The following is a 17,041-nucleotide window of genomic DNA, read 5'->3' as shown; positions in this document are numbered from 1 at the left end:
GGGATTCATGACCGCGACCATCCAGCGCATCATCGTCTCCTCCTCCCGCATCGCGGATGCCCTCCCTCTCTATCGCGACGCCCTCGGCCTGCGTGTCGACCGCGAGGCGGAGGGGTTCGCGTGGCTCACGAGCACCGACGGCGTCGAACTGATGCTTCACGAACGGGAGGCCGTGCCGTCGGACGGCGCGGTGGCGATCGGCTTCGCCGTCGACCGGCTGGACGCCGTCGTCGACGCGTGGACCCGTGCGGGAGGCGTCGTGGTCGACGCACCGCAGCTGCAGCCGTGGGGCGAGCGCATGGCGGTCGTCCGCGACGGCGACGGTCACATCGTCTGCCTCGGTGAGCGCGCGTGAGTGCCGGCGACAGGCTCACCGAGCTGGTGGACGAGGTCTTCCGCCTCGCCGACGCCTTCACGCGCGCGGGCGACGCCATCGTGGCGCACGACGGCCTGACGTCCTCCCGCTGGCTCACCCTCGGAGCGGTGGCGCACGGTCCGCTGAGCGTGGCGGCGATCGCCCGTCGCCGTGGGATGCGGAGGCAGTCGGCTGCCGAAGCCGTCGCACAGCTGGAGGCCTCCGGGTTGGTGGTCCGCCGGCCGGATCCCGCCGACGCGCGCGCGCCGCTGGTCGCGCTCACTCAGCGGGGCCGGGAGGTCCTCGACGGGATCCGCCCACGGCGCACGGCCTGGGCCGAGCAGACCGCGGCTGTCGCGGACGCAGGTGAGCTGGAGGCCGCCGTCCTGCTCGCTCGCCGCCTCCGGGAGCGACTGGACAGCCCCGCGCCGTAGAATCTTCGCGTGTCCGAGGACGTCCCGGTGCTGAGCGATTCGCTCGTCGACGTGTTCGCGAGCGGGAGCTGGATCTTCCTGCCCGCCGCGCCCGCGCGAGGACTCGCGACCGAGCTCGAGGCGGAGATCCTCGACGAGCAGTTCTCGTGGTGCGAGAACCCGCACCTCGGCGAAGGTGCCGGGCTGCTGATCCTCACGTCCGTGATGAACGGGTGGATGCTGCTACACGGCGCGAGCGAGACCGTGGGCTGGGCGGCCGGACTGCTCAGCGAACAGCGCGACGTCTACCGCGCCACGATCGACGTGCGGCTTCCGGCGATGAGCTGGGCCTTCCTCGAACGCGGTGCACCGACTCGTTCCGTCTCCGTCGAACTGGGCGACGACGGCGACCTGGTCGCACGCACGTCCGGTCATCCGCTGCCGTTCGAAGCCGACGGCATCGAGCTCCCCGACACCGGAACCGGTCTCGACGCCTTCTTCTACCCGGTCGCGCTCCTCGCCGAGCACGGCGTCACCCTGCACGACCTGGAGGTCGCGCTCGACCGGCCGAGCGTCACGCTTCGGGTGCGATGACGCGGTAGCGGACCATCACCACGCCGGAGGCGAAGGTATGCTCCTCCCGCAGTTCCAGTCGCAGCATCAGGTCGGTCGGCAGGGCCGGCGTCCCGCCGCCGACCGAGACCGGGACGAGGAGCAGGGTGACCTCGTCGACCAGCCCTGCGCGGAACGCCTCCGCTGCCAGAGTCGGGCCGCCGATGGAGACGTCACCAGGCGCGGAGTCGACCAGAGCACGCACGGCTCCCGGGTCGAAGGCGGACTCCACACGCGTGCGCGGGATGGTCACACCGGTCAGAGTCGACGAGAAAACGACTTTGTCGGCGGCGCGCCAGATGTCGGCGTACTCGCGCATCACCGCCGGCTCGTCGCCCGCGCCGATGTCCTGCCAGACGCGCATCGTCTCGAACATCCGACGGCCGTAGAGATAGGTGGAGACGCCGCGCTCGCGGGCGTTGACGGTGGCGTGGACCTCGTCGTCGGGCGCTGCCCAATCAAAGGATCCGGTGGTGTCGGCGGTGTAACCGTCGAGCGAAGCGATCGCGGAGAACACGAGAGACATGCCGCGACTCTAGGCCTCGGCGGGTCGGCGGAACAGGGGTGGGCGCGCCTGCCTAGTGGGGGAGGAGCGCAGCCAGCGCACGCAGCTCGTCGCCGAAGATCAGCGGCACGACGATGTCGAACGTGAAGCCGATCATGATGGCGAGGACTGCGGCGCCGGCCGCGAGGACGACCAGTGTCGCGAACAGCCTGAGATAGGCGTTCTCCGCCACCGACGCGAGCGCCCCCCGCGCTCGTGTCAGTTCCCCGTGGTGGCGGTGCTCCAGCGTGGTCATCTCGTTCCCCTCCGTGGCCTTCCCCTCGGCCACGACATCCAGTCAAGCCGGGATGCGGACTCGGGGCATCGGCCGGTGGGCGGGACCTGGTCATCCCCAGGGATGACACCGCCGCCCGGCGAGGGGGGACCGCGGGGGGACTCAGCGTGCGAGGAGCGAGTCGATCACGGTGCACCCCGTGCCCTGATCGGGCGACGGCGGCACCACGTCGGTCGCCGACGCGAGTCGGCGTGCGAGCTGCTCACGACGCGCTTCGAGTGCCGCGATCGCGGCGTCCAACTCGGCGATCCCGTCGGTGTACGCGACCACGGAGGCGGGGCACTCGTCACTGCGGGCATGGCCGGATCCGAGACAGGCGATGAACGGTGCCGCTTTGCTCGGCGGGATGCCGACGGCGGCGAGTTCGCGGATCTCCCGTGCAGCACGCAACTGGCCGTCGTCATAGTCCCGGTACCCGTTGGCCAGCCGGTGCGGTGCGAGCAGTCCGAGGCGCTCGTAGTAGCGCACGGCCTTCACCGTCACGCCGGCCCGATCGGCCAGCTCGCTGATCTGCATCGGACGAACCTCCACGGCGGCACGATCATGCCGCTCCGCCGCCAGCGTAAACCCTGACCCGGGGGGCAGGGTCAAGAAATCCGATGGAGGCGCCCTACTCGGCGCGAGAGAACGCCGACGCCCTGGCGACCTGCTCGGGAGTCAGCGCGACGCCGGTATAGCGCTCGAACTGGCGCGCGGCCTGGAGCGCGACGACCTCGGCGCCGGTGATGAGTCGCTTGCCCGCCGCCCGGCCGGCCGCGATCAGCGGCGTCTCCGCCGGGAAGGCGACCACGTCGAAGACCACCGATGCGCGATGCACGAAAGCCCCGCCGAACGCCAGGGCGTCCTCCTCGGCCCCGCGCATGCCGAGCGGTGTCACGTTCACGATCACGTCGAAATCGGGCTCGGGATCGTGCGCGGCCCAGGCGTAGCCGTACTTGTCCGCCAGGGTCGACCCGGCCCGCTCGTTGCGGGCGAGCACCGTCAGGTCGTCGAAACCCGCCCCGCGGAAGGCTGCGACCACGGCCTTGGCCATGCCGCCGGACCCGCGCACGACCACGCGCGATGTCGGGTCGACCGCGTGTTCGTCGAGGAGCTGGGCCACCGCTTCGTAGTCGGTGTTGGAGGCCGTGAGCAGGCCGTCTTCGTTCACCACGGTGTTGACCGACTCGATCGCCAGAGCAGACGGCTCCAGGTTGTCGACGAGCGGGATGATCGCCTCCTTGAACGGCATCGACACCGAGCACCCACGGAGACCGAGCGCCCGGATGCCGCGCACCGCGCCCTCCAGGTCGTCCGTCGTGAACGCCTTGTAGACGAAGTTCAGCCCGAGTTCGTCGTAGAGGAAGTTGTGGAATCGCGTCCCGAGGTTGCTGGGTCGGCCGGAGAGGGAGATGCAGACCTGCATGTCCTTGTTCAGGATGGGCATGGGTCCATTGTGACAGCGGGCGCAGACGGTGGGAGGGGTGACCCTGAACGCACTCGAAGCAATACGCGCCCAACCGTTACGTTCACAACTTGACTACAACTCAGTGATCATCCACGCTTATCGCTATGACCGCCACTCCGGGTCTTCCCCTGCGTGGCGCACGCAATCCCGGGTCACAGGGTGCGCTCAGGCACTTGAATCAGGAGCGGCTCGTCGAGTTCCTGCTCGCCAACGGCCCGTCGACCCAGGCAGAGCTGGCGCGCGGGACGGGGCTGTCCACCGCCACTGTCTCCAACATCGTCCGCGACATGGCGATGAAGGGGGTCGTCGCGACCTCGCCGGTGACGTCCAGCGGGCGGCGTGCGTTGCTGGTGCAGCTCACGGACACCGGGGACATCGCCGTCGGCGTGGACTTCGGTCGTCGGCACGTGAGGATCGTGCTCTGCACCCTCGGGTACGAGGTGATCGCCGAGGAGGAGGTGCCGCTGCCGCTCGGCTACGACGTGTCGGGGGCCGTCAGGGAGGCCGCTGAGCTCCTCGATCGCATGCTCCTCGCGGGAGCCCACGACCGGCAGTCGGTGCTCTCCGTCGGGGTCGGCATCCCTGGGCCGATCGACCGGCGCACCGGGACCGTGCTGCAGGGCGCCATCCTCCCGGAATGGGTCGGCGTGCGGCTCCGTGACCTCGAGGACGTGTTCCGGTTCCCGGTCGTCGTGGACAACGACGCGAACCTCGGCGCGCTCGCAGAGGTGACTTGGGGTGCGAATCGCGGGGTGCGCAACCTGATCTTCGTCAAGATCGGCACCGGCATCGGCGCCGGCCTGATCCTCAACGGCCAGCCGTACTACGGCTTCCTCGGAATCACGGGCGAGCTCGGACACACCCCCGTCACCGACCAGGGCGTGATCTGCCGCTGCGGCAACCGGGGCTGCCTGGAGACGATCGCGTCGACCACCGTGATGATCGAGACGCTCGGACACCGGGTGAACGCGCCGGTGAGCACAGCGGACATCCTGCAACGCGGACGGGACCGCGACCCCGCGGTCCTCCGCGTGGTGAGCGATGCCGGGATCGCGATCGGCCAGGCGATCGGCAACATCGCCAACGTCATCAATCCCGAGCTGGTGCTGATCGGCGGACCGCTGGTCGGGCTCGGCGATGCGCTCCTGGATCCGATCCGGCGCGGAATCCAGCACAACGCCATCCCCGTGATCGCCGACACGACCGCTGTGCGCATCTCGTCGCTCGGCGACCGCGCGGAATCGCTCGGTGCTGCGGCCCTGGTCATCCAGGGCGCGCTCGCCGGCAACGAGTAGAGCACCGCTCCCACCGGTCTCGCGGCTCGCCAGCCCGCCGACAGGTGGGCGACGGTCGTCGCGGCTCTCTCCATCGATATGTAAGCATCGATATTTGCCGGTAACATTGACATCGCGTCCGCCGCATGGCGCGATCACGCACACCAGTATTCAGCCCGATCACGATCAAGGAGCGACGATGCCGTCGAACGCAGTCATTCTGCAGATGCGCGCCATCACGAAAGAGTTCCCGGGCGTGAAGGCGCTCGAGGACGTCTCCCTCACCGTCCGTGCGAACGAGATCCACGCGATCTGCGGAGAGAACGGGGCGGGCAAATCGACGCTGATGAAAGTCCTGTCCGGGGTGTACCCCTTCGGGTCGTACTCGGGAGACATCGTCTTCCAGGGCGAGGTCATGCGTTTCAAGGACATCAAGTCGTCGGAGCAGCGCGGCATCGTGATCATCCATCAAGAACTGGCGCTGATCCCGGAACTCTCGATCACCGAGAACATCTTCCTCGGCAACGAGCCGGGCCGCGCAGGTGTCATCGACTGGAGTGCGGCGAAGAGGCGCGCGACAGAACTCCTCGCGCGTGTGGGGCTCGCCGACGACCCTGGCACGCAGATCAAGAACATCGGCGTGGGCAAGCAGCAGCTGGTGGAGATCGCCAAGGCGCTGAACAAGGACGTCAAGCTCCTGATCCTCGACGAGCCCACCGCCGCACTCAACGAAGCGGAGTCCGAGCATCTGCTCGATCTGATCGTGGGCCTGAAGCACAAGGGCGTCAGTTCCATCATCATCAGCCACAAGCTCAATGAGATCGAACGCGTGGCCGACGAGATCACGATCATCCGCGACGGCCGGTCCATCGAGACGCTCAACGTCGAAGGCGACGGCGTCGACGAAGACCGCATCATCCGCGGGATGGTCGGGCGCACGCTCGAGAGCCGGTTCCCGGAGTACACCCCGAACATCGGCGAGGTCCTGTTCGAGGTGCGCGACTGGATCGTCCAGCACCCGCAGATCCCTGACCGGCTCGTGGCGAAGAATTCGAGTTTCACCGTCCGCCGGGGCGAGATCGTGGGGTTCGCCGGGTTGATGGGCGCGGGGCGCACCGAGCTCGCGATGAGCGTGTTCGGGCGGTCGTACGGCACCTTCGTCTCGGGTGAGTTGTACAAGGACGGACGCCGGATCCGGGTGCGCAACGTCTCTGAGGCGATCGACAACGGCCTCGCGTACGTCTCGGAGGACCGCAAGGTGCTCGGCCTGAACCTCCTCGACGACATCAAGCAGTCGATCGTCGCGGCGAAGCTGAAGAAGATCGCAGCGCACGGCGTCGTCGATGATCGCGCGGAGTACACGGTCGCCGAGCAGTACCGCACGAGCCTGCGGATCAAGAGCCCGGACGTGGATCGCGGCGTCGGTACGCTCTCGGGCGGCAATCAGCAGAAGGTCGTGCTGGCCAAGTGGATGTTCACCGATCCCGACATCCTCATCCTCGACGAGCCGACCCGCGGCATCGACGTCGGCGCCAAGTACGAGATCTACGGGATCATCCAGCAGCTGGCCGCGCAGGGGAAGGGCGTCATCGTCATCTCCTCCGAGCTGCCGGAGCTGTTGGGGATCTCCGATCGCATCTACACGATCTTCGAGGGCCAGATCACCAACGAGCTTCCGCGCGCGGAGGCCACTCCCGAGACGCTCCTGAAAAGCATGACATCCGCCGAGAAGAAGGCAGCGAGCCAATGACGACACAGAAACCCGCCACGAAGCGTTCCGGAGGGATCCGCGATCTCGGAATGATGTTCGGCGGAGGCCAGTCGACGGGGCGACAGTTCGGCATCCTGGGCGCCCTCGTCGTCATCGTCCTGCTGTTCCAGGTCCTCACCGGCGGCAAGACGCTCGACCCGGTCAATCTGATCAACCTGGTCAACCAGAACGCTTACGTGCTGATCCTGGCGATCGGGATGGTGATGGTGATCATCGCCGGGCACATCGACCTCTCGGTCGGATCGGTCGCCGCCGTCGTGGGCATCATCGTGGCCACCTCGATGACCGAATGGGAGCTGCCCTGGCCCCTGGCGATCCTGCTGGGCCTGCTCGTCGGTGTGGTCATCGGCGCCTGGCAGGGCTGGTGGGTCGCGTACGTCGGAGTCCCCGCGTTCATCGTCACGTTGGCCGGCATGCTGATCTTCCGCGGCCTCAACCAGCTCATCGGCAATGCCAACACCATCCCGGTCCCCGACGACTTCACCTTCATCGGCGGCGGCTTCCTGCCCGAGTGGGGCCCCGACACGGGCTACAACAACTCCACCCTGGTGCTCGGGTTGGTGGTCGCGGTGGCGATCGCTCTGCTCGAGGTCCGCGCGCGTCGCAACCAGGCCGCGACGGGTGCGGAGAAGGCCCCGCTGTGGGTGAGTGTGTTCAAGGTGCTCGTGCTCGGCGCGGTCGTCATCTACGCGACACTGCTGTTCGGCGGCGGCCGCGTCGGCACGTCGTTTCCGGTCTCCGGCATCATCCTCGGCGCGCTGATCATCCTGTACTCGTTCGTGACCCGCAGCACGATCTTCGGTCGGCATATCTATGCGGTCGGCGGCAATGCGCACGCGGCGGAGCTTTCGGGCGTGAAGATCAAGCGCGTCAACTTCTTCGTCATGATGAACATGTCGGTGCTCGCCGCGCTGGCCGGCATGATCGCTGTCGCGCGCTCGGTCTCCTCGGGTCCGCAGGACGGTCTGGGCTGGGAGCTCGATGCGATCGCCGCGGTGTTCATCGGTGGCGCGGCCGTCTCCGGCGGTATCGGCACCGTCGCCGGTTCCATCGTCGGTGGTCTGGTTATCGCGGTGCTGAACAACGGCCTCCAGCTGCTCGGTGTCACCAGCGACAAGGTTCAGATCATCAAGGGCCTCGTCCTGCTGATCGCGGTCGGCATCGACGTCTACTCGCACCGCCGCGGCGGCCCCTCCTTGATCGGACGACTGCTGGGCGGAGGTCGCCGAACCGGGGCAGCAGCTGCCGCTCCGGCCGAGCAGCCCGCCATCGTTCCCGATTCAGAGGCCGCCGAGGACTCCTCCCGGTCACTGACCACCTGATTCCTGCGCCGTCCACGACGACGCACCGCACACCAGAAGGAACTGCAGAATGCGCAAACTCGCACTCACGACGGTGGCCATCGCCGCCGCCGCAACGCTCGCCCTGTCGGGCTGCTCCACCAGAACCGGCACTTCCACATCGACGGAGGCCGGCTTCGCCACGGACGCGACGATCGGCGTCGCCCTCCCGAGCAAGACGTCCGAGAACTTCGTCCTCGCGGGCGGCCTGTTCACGGACGGGCTCAAGAAGGCCGGATTCACGGGCGACGTGCAATATGCGGGAGGCACCAGCCTGGTCGCGGATCAGCAGTCGCAGATCCAGTCGATGATCACCAAGGGGGCGAAGGTCATCATCATCGGCTCGGTCGACGGGGGCCAGCTGACGGCGCAGACCAAGGCCGCGCACGACGCCGGCGCCGTCGTCATCGCCTACGACCGCCTCATCATCAACTCGAAGTACGTGGACTACTACGTCGCGTATGACAACGAGAAGGTCGGAGAGCTGCAGGGGCAGTCCCTGCTGGACGGCCTGGCCAAGCGGTTCCCCGGCGTGAAGCCCTGGAACATCGAGCTGTTCTCCGGGTCGCCCGACGACGCGAACTCCAAGGTCTTCTGGCGGGGCGCCATGAAGATCCTGCAGCCGAAGATCGACGACGGCACCGTCCGTGTCGTCTCCGGTCAGACCGACATCAAGGCCACGGCGACGCAGGGCTGGTCGGGCCAGAATGCGCAGAACCGGATGGACACCCTGCTCGCGGCCAACTACAGCTCCACCGAGCTCCACGGCGTGCTTTCGCCGAACGACACCCTCGCCCGGGGAATCATCACCTCGGTGCGCAGCACGGGCAAGCCGATCCCTGTCGTCACCGGCCAGGACTCTGAAGCGCAATCGGTCAAGTCGATTATGGCGGGCGAGCAGTTCTCGACCATCAACAAGGACACCCGCAAGCTCGTCGACCAGGCGATCGCGATGGTGAAGGACCTCCAACAGGGCAAGAAGCCCGAGATCAACGACGACACGTCGTACGACAACGGAGCCCGGATCGTCCCTGCCTATCTGTTGACGCCGCTCATCGTGACCAGGGAGAACGCTGCCGAAGCGTACGCCAACGACCCGCTCCTGGCGCCCCTCACCAGGTAGTCGAACCACGCGGCAGTCAAGGCCGGTCCCGCTCGGGACCGGCCTTCTTCCGTCTCCGGTGGGCCACTGCCCGCCCTCGGTGTACCGTGCGGTCTGCCCGACTGTTATCCATCCGTTGTCTTCACTATTTGACGCCAAGACTGAATTTAGCGTTTACTACTTAGGCGCAACTCGAACCTCGCGCACGCACCAGACCACCATGTACATCACACCAAGGAGCGACGATGCCGTCGAACGCAGTCATCCTGCAGATGCGCGCCATCACGAAAGAGTTCCCGGGCGTGAAGGCGCTCGAGGACGTCTCCCTCACCGTTCACGCGAACGAGATCCACGCGATCTGCGGCGAGAACGGCGCGGGCAAGTCCACGCTGATGAAGGTCCTGTCCGGCGTCTATCCCTACGGGACCTATAGCGGAGACATCGTCTACCAGGGCGAGGTCATGCGCTTCAAGGACATCAAGTCGTCCGAGCAGCGTGGCATCGTGATCATCCACCAGGAGCTCGCGCTGATCCCGGAACTCTCGATCACCGAGAACATCTTCCTCGGCAACGAACCCGGCCGCGGAGGCGTCATCAACTGGGGGGACGCCAAGCGTCGCGCCGTCGAGCTGCTCGCTCGCGTCGGCCTGAGCGACGACCCCGACACCCAGATCAAGAACATCGGCGTGGGCAAGCAGCAGTTGGTGGAGATCGCCAAGGCGCTGAACAAAGACGTGAAGCTGTTGATCCTCGATGAGCCCACCGCCGCACTCAACGAAGCGGAGTCGGCCCACCTCCTCGACCTGATCGTCGGGCTGAAGCACAAGGGCGTCAGTTCCATCATCATCAGCCACAAGCTCAACGAGATCGAGAAGGTCTCCGACGAGATCACGATCATCCGCGACGGACGTGCGATCGAGACGCTCAACGTCAAGGGCGACGGGGTGGACGAGGACCGCATCATCCGCGGGATGGTGGGCCGGACCCTCGAGAGCCGGTTCCCCGAGCGCACGCCCGAGATCGGCGAGGTCTTCTTCGAGGTGCGCGACTGGGTCGTCCAGCACCCGCAGATCCCCGACCGGCTCGTGGTCAAGAACTCGAGTTTCACCGTCCGCCGGGGCGAGATCGTCGGGTTCGCCGGCCTGATGGGCGCCGGACGCACCGAGCTCGCCATGAGCGTGTTCGGCCGGTCGTACGGCACCTTCGTCTCGGGCGAGATCTACAAAGACGGCAAGCAGATCCAGGTCCGCAACGTCTCCGAGGCCATCGACAACGGCTTGGCCTACGTGAGCGAGGACCGGAAGGTGCTCGGGCTGAACCTCCTCGACGACATCAAGCAGTCGATCGTAGCGGCGAAGCTGAAGAAGATCGCCAAGCGCGGGGTCGTGAACGACCAGAAGGAGTACGCGGTCGCGGAGGAGTACCGCACGAGCCTCCGCATCAAGACGCCCGATGTCGACCGTGGCGTCAGCACTCTCTCGGGCGGCAACCAGCAGAAGGTCGTGCTGGCCAAGTGGATGTTCACCGATCCCGACATCCTCATCCTCGACGAGCCGACCCGCGGCATCGACGTCGGCGCCAAGTACGAGATCTACGGCATCATCCAGGCCCTCGCGGCCCAGGGGAAGGGCGTCATCGTCATCTCCTCCGAGCTGCCGGAGCTCCTCGGCATCTCGGACCGCATCTACACGATCTTCGAGGGCCAGATCACCAACGAGCTTCCCATCAGCGAAGCCACCCCCGAAACGCTCCTCAAGAGCATGACCTCCGCCAAGAAGAGCCCCGCCACGAAGGGTAGTTCCCGATAATGACCACTCAGATCGCAGAGAAGAAGAAGTCCGGAGGGATCCGCGACCTCGGCAAGATGTTCGGCGGAGGCCAGTCCACTGGGCGACAGTTCGGCATCCTGGGCGCCCTCGTCGTCATCATCGTGCTGTTCGAGATCCTGACCGGCGGCAAGACGCTCGAGTCGGTGAACCTGATCAACCTGGTCAACCAGAACGTCTACGTGCTCGTGCTGGCGATCGGCATGGTGATGGTGATCATCGCCGGCCACATCGACCTCTCGGTCGGATCGGTGGCGGCCCTAGTCGGCATCATCGTCGCGAAGTCCATGACGGAATGGCACTTCCCGTGGCCGGTCGCCATCGTGCTGGGCTTGCTCGTCGGTGTGGTCATCGGCGCCTGGCAGGGCTGGTGGGTCGCGTACGTCGGAGTCCCCGCGTTCATCGTCACGTTGGCCGGCATGCTGATCTTCCGCGGCCTCAACCAGCTCATCGGCAATGCCAACACCATCCCGGTCCCCGACGACTTCACCTTCATCGGCGGCGGCTTCCTGCCCGAGTGGGGCCCGGACACCGGATTCAACAACTCCACTCTGCTGCTGGGTCTGATCGTCGCCGTCGTCATCGCCCTGCTCGAAGTGCGGACCCGCCGCAACCAGACGAAGATGGGCTCGGACAAGGCGCCGCTGTGGGTGAGCGTGTTCAAGGTCGTCGTGCTCGACGCCGTGGTCGTCTATGCCACGTTCCTCTTCGCGGGCGGCCGGGTGGGGACCTCCTTCCCGGTGTCGGGCATCATCCTCGGCGTCTTGGTGATCCTGTATTCGTTCATCACGCGGAACACCATCTTCGGTCGGCACATCTACGCGGTCGGTGGCAACTCGCACGCGGCGGAGCTGTCCGGCGTGAAGATCAAGCGCGTCAACTTCTACGTGATGATGAACATGTCGGTGCTCGCCGCGCTGGCCGGCATGATCGCCGTCGCCCGCTCGGTCTCGTCCGGTCCGCAGGACGGTCTGGGCTGGGAGCTCGATGCGATCGCGGCCGTGTTCATCGGTGGCGCAGCTGTCTCCGGCGGTATCGGCACCGTCGCCGGTTCCATCGTCGGTGGTCTGGTCATCGCGGTGCTCAACAACGGCCTCCAGCTGCTCGGTGTCACCAGCGACAAGGTTCAGATCATCAAGGGCCTCGTCCTGCTGATCGCGGTCGGCATCGACGTCTACTCCCACCGGCGCGGCGGCCCATCGCTGATCGGGCGGCTCTTCGGCGGCCGTAACCGCTCGGAGCTCACTGCGGATGCCGCAGGCGCCGAGCAGCCCGCTGTCGTGCCCACCGCCGACCCGGCCGAGGACTCCTCCCGCTCCCTCACCTCCTGACGTGCACCACCTCCCGAAACCTGCACCATCCCAACCACAGAAAGAGAACGCAATGCGCAAATTCGCACTCGCGACAGTGGCTGTCGCAGCTGCCGCCGCGCTCGCCCTGTCGGGCTGCTCGAGCCGCGACGGCTCCAGCGGAAGCTCGACGGCGTCCGGCTTCGCCAAGGACGCGACGATCGGCGTCGCCCTCCCGACCAAGACGTCGGAGAACTGGGTGCTCGCCGGCGGTCTGTTCACCGACGGCCTGAAGGCGGCCGGCTTCAAGGGTGACGTGCAGTACGCCGGTGGCTCCGGCGTCTCGGACCAGCAGTCGCAGATCCAGTCGATGATCACCAACGGCGCCAAGGTCATCATCATCGGCGCCGTCGACGGCGGCCAGCTGACCGCGCAGGCCCAGGCCGCGCACGACGCCGGTGCCACGGTGATCGCGTACGACCGCCTGATCCTCAACTCGAAGGACGTCGACTACTACGTCGCGTACGACAACGAGAAGGTCGGCGAGCTCCAGGGCCAGGCCCTCCTCGACGGCATGAAGGCCAAGTACCCGGGCAAGACCAAGTACAACATCGAGCTGTTCTCGGGCTCGCCCGACGACGCCAACTCGAAGGTCTTCTTCGACGGCGCCATGAAGGTCCTCCAGCCGAAGATCGACGACGGCACGCTGACGGTCGTCTCCAAGCAGACCGACATCAAGGCGACCGCGACCCAGGGCTGGCTGCCGCTGAACGCGCAGAACCGCATGGACACCCTGCTCGCGGGCAGCTACGGCTCGACCGAGCTCGACGGCGTCCTCTCGCCGAACGACACCCTGGCGCGCGCGATCATCACCTCGGTGAAGGGCGCGGGCAAGCCGGTCCCGATCGTCACCGGTCAGGACTCCGAGGCCGAGTCGGTCAAGTCCATCATGGCGGGCGAGCAGTACTCGACCATCAACAAGGACACCCGCAACCTGGTCAAGCAGGCCATCGACATGGTCAAGGACCTGCAGCAGGGCAAGAAGCCGGCCACGAACGACGACAAGTCGTACGACAACGGTGTGAAGATCGTCCCGGCCTTCCTGCTGAAGCCGGTCATCGTCACCAAGGAGAACGCGGCGGAGGCGTACGCCAATGACCCGACCCTGGAGCCGCTGACCAAGTAGTCGGCAGCCGAACGACACAGAAGGCCGGTCCCATCGGGACCGGCCTTCTCGCTGTCCCCCCTGGACATTTCCCCGTGGCCGAGCGTGTCTCCACGGTAGACCGCAGGGGAGGGGGAGGGCATCCGGGCTGTCACGGATATCGACACCCGTGGTGTCACGGAGGGTCAGAGGACGGAGAGGACATCTCCGATCCGAGTCACATAGTCGTTGATGACGGTGACGGCGGCGCGACCATCTCGCCTGGTCGTGGCCTCGCGCAGCTCGCGGGTGAAGCGGGACACCACGAGCGGGTCGAGTCGCCCGTGCAGCTTGCGACCGAGCCGACGCACCTGGGGAAGGACGTTGCCGAGCGTCCGAATGCGGACGTTGTTGCCCTCGATCCGCGCGAAGGCGACGACGAGGTGCTCGAAGATCGTGATGAAGCGCACGGTGTCGTCGTTGGTCGCAGCCTCCACGAGCTCGGTCAGGATGTCGCTGATGAGATCATCGTCGTCGTCCTCCCACGACGAGACGCCGCGCAGAGCGGCGCCGGCCCAGAGATCGCCGGCGACCTGCACGGACTCGAGGACGCCGACGATGTCGAAGGCGGCGACGCGGGTGAAGCGGTTGCGCTCCATCTCGACGAGGCCCTGCTCGGCGAGCCGGTCGAGTGCGTGGCGGATGGGGGTGCGCGAGATCCCGAGCCATTCGACGAGGTCGGAGTCGCGGAGTCGCTCGCCGGGCTCGAGCGTGCCATCCATGATGGCGGCCTCGATTCGGACATACGCCTCGTCGGACAACGAGATTCGAGCGACGTGATCGGTGGGCATCGGCATGGTCTTCGGGCTCCTCGGGGGAAGGATCGGGGTGGGGTGGAACGATCGGTTTGCCGGGATCAGATTCCTCTTGCTAAACTATAAATATACCAGATCAAACACTGAGTTCAGGAAACGAGCCTCTATGACACTCGAAGAACTCCGCGCGCGGTTCCCCTCGCTCGCGGCTGACAGGCGCCTCCTCCGCAACGATGTCTATGCGATCCTTCTGGCCGGCATCGTCGCCGGCGACCTGGCTCCGGGCGAACGACTCAAGGACGCCGAGCTCACCGAAGCCCTGCGCGTCTCGCGCACACCGGTGCGGGAGGCGATGAGCCGACTCTCCCAAGTCGGCCTCATCCACACCGCGCCGAACCGGTACACGCTGGTCGCGCCGATGGACAGAGCCGAGACCGGCAGCGTGATCGGAGTGCTGGGGCTGCTGCTCCCCGCGGCGATCCGTCGATCGCTCGACGACCTCGACGTCGACACCGAACTCGAGCTGACGGTGATCGCGGAACGGCTCGAGCGGGAGTCGGCGTTCTCGCCGATCGACGCTCTTCAGCGCACCACCAGCGCGTTCCTCGACGGCATCCTCGACCGCGTCCTCGCGGAGACGATCGAGACACTGCTGCCGCGGTTCATCCGCTATGTCGCGCTCTCCGAGGTCGGCGCCGCCGCTGCCTCACGCGACCGTGTCCTCGCGCTCACCCGTGCCCTCGCGGCCTCCGATGAGTCGGCGATCGAGGTGATGGAGCAGATGCTCCGCGATCTCGCCGCGACGCTCATGCCGAGTGTCGGCGGAGCCGGCTGAGCACACGCGCCGGAAAGACGAGCAGAAGGAGCGCGAGCACGACGAGCAGTGCACTGCCGGCCACGAGAGCGGCGACCAGGCCGAGCGTCACGTCGAAGATGAACGCGACGACTCCCGAGGTCAGCAGGGCGATCAGGCCGACCGTGATGCGCAGCAGCCGGTTGGCGATGGCCACCGTCCGGACCTTCTCGTGGTGTCGGAACAACTGGCGGTGCAGGGCGACCGGTGCGAGGCCGAGGGCGGTGCAGCCGGCGGCGAGCACGACGAGGACGAGGTAGAAGCCCACTTGCGGCGGGGAGAGCGAGCCGAAGCGCTGCTGAAACGCGATGGCGAGCAGGAAGCCGCTGATGAGCTGGGTGCCGGTCTGCGTCACGCGCACCTCCTGGAGGATCTCGCCCCAGTTGCGGTCCGCCCGCTGCTCTTCGGATTCCGGACGACCGTCGGCGGGATCGATGTCGTCGCGACCGGAGGTATCGCTCACCGCCCCATGGTCGTCCTCGGAGGCGGGGGACGCAATGCGCGCGCTCCCTGCGCTGCGAGCGCCGCACGATAGAAGCGCACCAACTCGGCTGCACTGGGACGCTGCGCAGCCATCGTGGCCGAGTCGGAACGCCGCTTGGCCATGTGGTGGCGCCAGGATTCCGCCGCACAGCGGTGATCCCAGGCGACGGCCGCGGCGGCCTCCAGGGTGCGGCACCAGCCGATCAGCTCCCTGCCGTCCGATCGCGGAGCCCAGGTGACGACTCGAAACCAGATGTCGGGGCGGTTGGCGTCGCCGAAGGCGAAGCGCCGGACGACGGCATACGGCGTGCCGAGGGCGCCCTGGCTGAGCAGCCACTCCATGGGCTGCGCGTTCGCCACCGGGTGCCAGGATGCGCTCACGTCAGAACGTTAGGGAGAGCCGCCGACACCGCCCCGCCGGCGGGACGCGCTCAGGTCAGGAGACGGATCAGGGCGGCGACGGCGGCCGCCGCCGGGACCACGATGATGAAGGGGACGCGCAAGGCGTAGAGACCCGCGGCGATCGCGAGGGCGGGGAGCCGGGCGTCCAGCTGGAGCGACTGGCCCACACCGAAGGTCTGCACGCAGATCAGCGCGGCGAGCAGCGCCGCCGTGAGCAGGTCGCTCGTGCGGGCGATCGTCGGATGGTCGAGTGCCTTGGGCGGGACCAGCCAGCCCGCGGCCTTGAGCGCGAGCACGGCGATGGATGCGAGCAGGATGATGTTCCAGGTCGTCACGGCTCTACCTCCCGTTCCATCGGGATGGGATCGGGGTGCCGACCGGCGTCGCGCTTGCCGAAGAGGTTGAGCGCGCCGAAGACGATCGCGACAACTGCGGCGGCGAGGACCGGGAGCCCCGGCATGAGGAACGGGGTCAGCAGCGTCGCGACGAACCCGGCCGCGACGGCGACGGCCTGGGTCTGGCGGGCGCGGAGCCTCGGCCAGAGGAGTCCGAGGAACGCGGCGGCGGCGGCCGCGTCCAGGCCGTACGCTTTGACGTCACCGATCAGGTTGCCGAGCAGAGCGCCGGCGAGCGTCATGAGGTTCCACCCGACGTACACGACGAGGCCGGTGACCCAGAAGCCGATGCGCTGCGCGCGCGGTTCCGCCTGGGCGGTGGCGACCGCCGTCGATTCATCGATCGTGAGCTGGGTCGCGGCCGTGCGCCTCCAGAATCCGGGGCCGATGATGCGCGACAGGCGCAGCGCGTAGAACGAGTTGCGGATGCCGAGGAGGGCAGCGCCGGCGATCGCCGTGCCTCCCGCCGAGACGCCGCCGGAGGCGAGGACGCCGATGAGCGCGAACTGGGACCCGCCGCTGAACATCACCAGGCTGAGGACGCAGGTCTGCCAGACATCGAGTCCGGACGCGGTCGCGAGCGCGCCGAAGGAGATGCCGTAGAGCGCCGTCGCGATCCCGACGGCCCAGCCGGAGCGGGCGGCAGCGCGCTCCTGGACTGTACGAGGCCGGGACATCTGT

20 protein-coding genes are annotated in these 17,041 nt (G+C 67.3%); 11 read left to right on the top strand and 9 right to left on the bottom strand.

Going from position 1 to position 17,041, the window contains the following annotated elements:
• The first annotated feature begins 7 nt into the window (after positions 1-7).
• The 3 genes from KNO15_RS08845 to KNO15_RS08835 are packed head-to-tail and all read left to right on the top strand — an operon-like array spanning position 8 to position 1,362.
• Positions 8-355 carry a VOC family protein gene (locus KNO15_RS08845; protein ID WP_241703221.1) on the top strand — a complete coding sequence of 116 codons (348 nt, stop codon included), beginning with the start codon at positions 8-10 and terminating at the stop codon, positions 353-355.
• Positions 352-789, top strand: coding sequence for a MarR family winged helix-turn-helix transcriptional regulator (locus KNO15_RS08840; RefSeq protein WP_241703220.1), 438 nt, complete (start codon positions 352-354; stop codon positions 787-789). Before KNO15_RS08845 ends, KNO15_RS08840 begins: the two co-directional genes overlap by 4 nt.
• 9 nt (positions 790-798) lie before the next feature.
• Positions 799-1,362 carry a hypothetical protein gene (locus tag KNO15_RS08835; RefSeq protein WP_241703218.1) on the top strand — a complete coding sequence of 188 codons (564 nt, stop codon included), beginning with the start codon at positions 799-801 and terminating at the stop codon, positions 1,360-1,362.
• Here KNO15_RS08835 and KNO15_RS08830 read toward each other — a convergent pair.
• From KNO15_RS08830 to KNO15_RS08815, 4 genes are all read right to left on the bottom strand, one after another.
• Entirely contained in the window at positions 1,343-1,906 is a 564-nt protein-coding gene (locus tag KNO15_RS08830; protein WP_241703216.1) for a dihydrofolate reductase family protein, read from the bottom strand. The genes KNO15_RS08835 and KNO15_RS08830 overlap by 20 nt on opposite strands.
• A gap of 52 nt (positions 1,907-1,958) precedes the next feature.
• Positions 1,959-2,180, bottom strand: coding sequence for a hypothetical protein (locus KNO15_RS08825; RefSeq protein ID WP_241703214.1), 222 nt, complete (start codon positions 2,178-2,180; stop codon positions 1,959-1,961).
• A 141-nt stretch (positions 2,181-2,321) separates the two neighbouring features.
• The gene (locus KNO15_RS08820; RefSeq protein ID WP_241703212.1) at positions 2,322-2,735 is read right to left on the bottom strand and encodes a MerR family DNA-binding transcriptional regulator; all 414 of its coding nucleotides are present in this window, start codon (positions 2,733-2,735) and stop codon (positions 2,322-2,324) included.
• A gap of 94 nt (positions 2,736-2,829) precedes the next feature.
• Positions 2,830-3,645, bottom strand: coding sequence for a shikimate 5-dehydrogenase (locus KNO15_RS08815; protein ID WP_241703210.1), 816 nt, complete (start codon positions 3,643-3,645; stop codon positions 2,830-2,832).
• Positions 3,646-3,770: 125 nt separating this feature from the next.
• On the opposite strand from KNO15_RS08815, the gene KNO15_RS08810 reads away from it, so the two are divergent.
• The 7 genes from KNO15_RS08810 to KNO15_RS08780 all read left to right on the top strand — a co-directional run bounded on the left by KNO15_RS08810 (position 3,771) and on the right by KNO15_RS08780 (position 13,454).
• On the top strand, positions 3,771-4,961 hold the full coding sequence (locus KNO15_RS08810; protein ID WP_241703208.1) for an ROK family transcriptional regulator: 1,191 nt from the start codon (positions 3,771-3,773) through the stop codon (positions 4,959-4,961).
• A 178-nt stretch (positions 4,962-5,139) separates the two neighbouring features.
• Positions 5,140-6,690, top strand: coding sequence for a multiple monosaccharide ABC transporter ATP-binding protein (mmsA, locus tag KNO15_RS08805; RefSeq protein ID WP_241703207.1), 1,551 nt, complete (start codon positions 5,140-5,142; stop codon positions 6,688-6,690).
• Positions 6,687-8,033 carry a multiple monosaccharide ABC transporter permease gene (gene mmsB, locus KNO15_RS08800; RefSeq protein ID WP_241703205.1) on the top strand — a complete coding sequence of 449 codons (1,347 nt, stop codon included), beginning with the start codon at positions 6,687-6,689 and terminating at the stop codon, positions 8,031-8,033. The genes mmsA (KNO15_RS08805) and mmsB (KNO15_RS08800) overlap by 4 nt, the downstream gene beginning before the upstream one ends.
• A gap of 49 nt (positions 8,034-8,082) precedes the next feature.
• Positions 8,083-9,174: a substrate-binding domain-containing protein gene (locus KNO15_RS08795; protein ID WP_241703204.1), complete on the top strand. Its 1,092-nt coding sequence runs from the start codon at positions 8,083-8,085 to the stop codon at positions 9,172-9,174.
• Positions 9,175-9,398: 224 nt separating this feature from the next.
• Entirely contained in the window at positions 9,399-10,961 is a 1,563-nt protein-coding gene (gene mmsA, locus KNO15_RS08790; RefSeq protein WP_241703202.1) for a multiple monosaccharide ABC transporter ATP-binding protein, read from the top strand.
• Entirely contained in the window at positions 10,961-12,310 is a 1,350-nt protein-coding gene (gene mmsB, locus KNO15_RS08785) for a multiple monosaccharide ABC transporter permease (protein WP_241703200.1), read from the top strand. The genes mmsA (KNO15_RS08790) and mmsB (KNO15_RS08785) overlap by 1 nt, the downstream gene beginning before the upstream one ends.
• A 52-nt stretch (positions 12,311-12,362) precedes the next feature.
• Positions 12,363-13,454 carry a substrate-binding domain-containing protein gene (locus tag KNO15_RS08780; RefSeq protein ID WP_241703198.1) on the top strand — a complete coding sequence of 364 codons (1,092 nt, stop codon included), beginning with the start codon at positions 12,363-12,365 and terminating at the stop codon, positions 13,452-13,454.
• 164 nt (positions 13,455-13,618) lie between these two features.
• Here KNO15_RS08780 and KNO15_RS08775 read toward each other — a convergent pair whose 3' ends face one another.
• Positions 13,619-14,269, bottom strand: a complete 651-nt coding sequence (locus tag KNO15_RS08775) for a GntR family transcriptional regulator (protein WP_241703196.1) — start codon at positions 14,267-14,269, stop codon at positions 13,619-13,621.
• Positions 14,270-14,393: 124 nt separating this feature from the next.
• Here KNO15_RS08775 and KNO15_RS08770 point away from each other — a divergent pair, with 124 nt between their 5' ends.
• Complete coding sequence (locus tag KNO15_RS08770) at positions 14,394-15,062, top strand: GntR family transcriptional regulator (RefSeq protein WP_241703194.1); 669 nt, start codon at positions 14,394-14,396, stop codon at positions 15,060-15,062.
• Here KNO15_RS08770 and KNO15_RS08765 read toward each other — a convergent pair.
• From KNO15_RS08765 to KNO15_RS08750, 4 genes are read right to left on the bottom strand one after another with little or no spacing between them, the layout of a single operon-like run.
• A complete protein-coding gene (locus KNO15_RS08765; RefSeq protein ID WP_241703192.1) occupies positions 15,034-15,543 on the bottom strand; it encodes a DUF6328 family protein in 510 nt (169 codons plus the stop codon). The two genes, KNO15_RS08770 and KNO15_RS08765, sit on opposite strands and share 29 nt — an antisense overlap.
• Positions 15,540-15,944, bottom strand: a complete 405-nt coding sequence (locus KNO15_RS23325) for a hypothetical protein (protein WP_241703190.1) — start codon at positions 15,942-15,944, stop codon at positions 15,540-15,542. Before KNO15_RS23325 ends, KNO15_RS08765 begins: the two co-directional genes overlap by 4 nt.
• A gap of 50 nt (positions 15,945-15,994) precedes the next feature.
• Positions 15,995-16,300, bottom strand: a complete 306-nt coding sequence (locus tag KNO15_RS08755) for an AzlD domain-containing protein (protein ID WP_241703188.1) — start codon at positions 16,298-16,300, stop codon at positions 15,995-15,997.
• Positions 16,297-17,037, bottom strand: coding sequence for an AzlC family ABC transporter permease (locus KNO15_RS08750; RefSeq protein WP_241703187.1), 741 nt, complete (start codon positions 17,035-17,037; stop codon positions 16,297-16,299). The genes KNO15_RS08755 and KNO15_RS08750 overlap by 4 nt, the downstream gene beginning before the upstream one ends.
• Between the last annotated feature and the right edge of the window lie 4 nt (positions 17,038-17,041).

Origin of the sequence: Leifsonia shinshuensis (assembly GCF_022606355.1) — a bacterium.
GTDB lineage: Bacteria > Actinomycetota > Actinomycetes > Actinomycetales > Microbacteriaceae > Leifsonia > Leifsonia shinshuensis_B.
The sequence above is the reverse complement of the archived record's forward strand: the minus strand, read 5'-3'. Positions and strand labels throughout refer to the sequence as shown.

What these genes read in the sequence shown, in the direction of transcription:
- KNO15_RS08845 (WP_241703221.1), top strand. Translation starts at nt 8, where the DNA reads ATGACCGCGACCATCCAGCGCATCATCGTCTCCTCCTCCCGCATCGCG.
- KNO15_RS08830 (WP_241703216.1), bottom strand. Translation starts at nt 1,906, where the DNA reads ATGTCTCTCGTGTTCTCCGCGATCGCTTCGCTCGACGGTTACACCGCC.
- KNO15_RS08825 (WP_241703214.1), bottom strand. Translation starts at nt 2,180, where the DNA reads ATGACCACGCTGGAGCACCGCCACCACGGGGAACTGACACGAGCGCGG.
- KNO15_RS08820 (WP_241703212.1), bottom strand. Translation starts at nt 2,735, where the DNA reads ATGCAGATCAGCGAGCTGGCCGATCGGGCCGGCGTGACGGTGAAGGCC.
- KNO15_RS08815 (WP_241703210.1), bottom strand. Translation starts at nt 3,645, where the DNA reads ATGCCCATCCTGAACAAGGACATGCAGGTCTGCATCTCCCTCTCCGGC.
- KNO15_RS08810 (WP_241703208.1), top strand. Translation starts at nt 3,771, where the DNA reads ATGACCGCCACTCCGGGTCTTCCCCTGCGTGGCGCACGCAATCCCGGG.
- mmsA (WP_241703207.1), top strand. Translation starts at nt 5,140, where the DNA reads ATGCCGTCGAACGCAGTCATTCTGCAGATGCGCGCCATCACGAAAGAG.
- mmsB (WP_241703205.1), top strand. Translation starts at nt 6,687, where the DNA reads ATGACGACACAGAAACCCGCCACGAAGCGTTCCGGAGGGATCCGCGAT.
- KNO15_RS08795 (WP_241703204.1), top strand. Translation starts at nt 8,083, where the DNA reads ATGCGCAAACTCGCACTCACGACGGTGGCCATCGCCGCCGCCGCAACG.
- mmsA (WP_241703202.1), top strand. Translation starts at nt 9,399, where the DNA reads ATGCCGTCGAACGCAGTCATCCTGCAGATGCGCGCCATCACGAAAGAG.
- mmsB (WP_241703200.1), top strand. Translation starts at nt 10,961, where the DNA reads ATGACCACTCAGATCGCAGAGAAGAAGAAGTCCGGAGGGATCCGCGAC.
- KNO15_RS08780 (WP_241703198.1), top strand. Translation starts at nt 12,363, where the DNA reads ATGCGCAAATTCGCACTCGCGACAGTGGCTGTCGCAGCTGCCGCCGCG.
- KNO15_RS08775 (WP_241703196.1), bottom strand. Translation starts at nt 14,269, where the DNA reads ATGCCGATGCCCACCGATCACGTCGCTCGAATCTCGTTGTCCGACGAG.
- KNO15_RS08770 (WP_241703194.1), top strand. Translation starts at nt 14,394, where the DNA reads ATGACACTCGAAGAACTCCGCGCGCGGTTCCCCTCGCTCGCGGCTGAC.
- KNO15_RS08750 (WP_241703187.1), bottom strand. Translation starts at nt 17,037, where the DNA reads ATGTCCCGGCCTCGTACAGTCCAGGAGCGCGCTGCCGCCCGCTCCGGC.